This window comes from Burkholderia lata (genome assembly GCF_902499025.1).
In the GTDB taxonomy this organism is placed as follows: domain Bacteria; phylum Pseudomonadota; class Gammaproteobacteria; order Burkholderiales; family Burkholderiaceae; genus Burkholderia; species Burkholderia lata_C.
This window is the reverse complement of sequence record NZ_CABVPW010000115.1, coordinates 1-695: the sequence shown is the minus strand read 5'-3', so window position 1 is coordinate 695 and position 695 is coordinate 1. Positions and strand designations below refer to the sequence as shown.

Annotated in this window: 1 pseudogene; it reads right to left on the bottom strand. The window is 60.4% G+C overall.

Annotation, left to right across the window (positions count from 1 at the left end):
* Positions 1 to 95: 95 nt before the first annotated feature.
* Positions 96 to 618 (bottom strand): annotated as a pseudogene (locus BDI24065_RS40885) (IS21 family transposase); the annotation flags it as partial.
* Positions 619 to 695: the final 77 nt, after the last annotated feature.

Genomic DNA, 695 nt, shown 5'->3' with positions numbered 1-695 from the left:
GCGCTTTTGAACTTCCGGGGAAAGCTTGCTTGGCTTATTGTTCACGACTCCATTCTCTCAAGAGTTAGAGCCTCCACCAAACCCGGCGTGGTTCAGTCGAGCCGGTCACTGTAGAGTCGCACCTTCAGGCGATGGCCGATCAGGCGCGACGGTGCGCTGTACAGGATGCCGCGCACCGAAAACGTGCTGCGGCGGGTCACGAGCGCCTCTTCCTCGACGAAGTCAGTGGTACGACGTTCAGGCAGATCCTGCAGTTGTGCGCGCTCGATGCGAAACACCGCGGCGTTGAGCCGGTTCCGGTGCATCACCACTTCGCGTACGAATTTGTCGAAGGAGGTACAGTCAGCGAAATCGCGAGGGCCGCGCTGCATCAAGGCCCGGTCGACCGCTTCCTTCAGATACCGATACGAGGATTCCACGCTGCCGTTCTCGTGATCCAGGCTGCGATTATTGCGCATGCCCTCTATGCCGTAATGACCGAGCCGCGCTGCGTAACGCATCGTAAAGTCCTCCTGCTCGGTCAGGAGCTTGAAGGCGGCCGACAAGGCTGTCAGAGTGATGTTCGCGCGGGCAGCCGCCCGCCTGCCATAGCGCGCTCTGCAATCCGGTCGCGAGGGCCTAGCAGGCTGTTGAAAAGCGCCGCGGTTTGATGGCCGGGGCACTGATTAAATGGATTTGGTATGCGATTGGCCGCC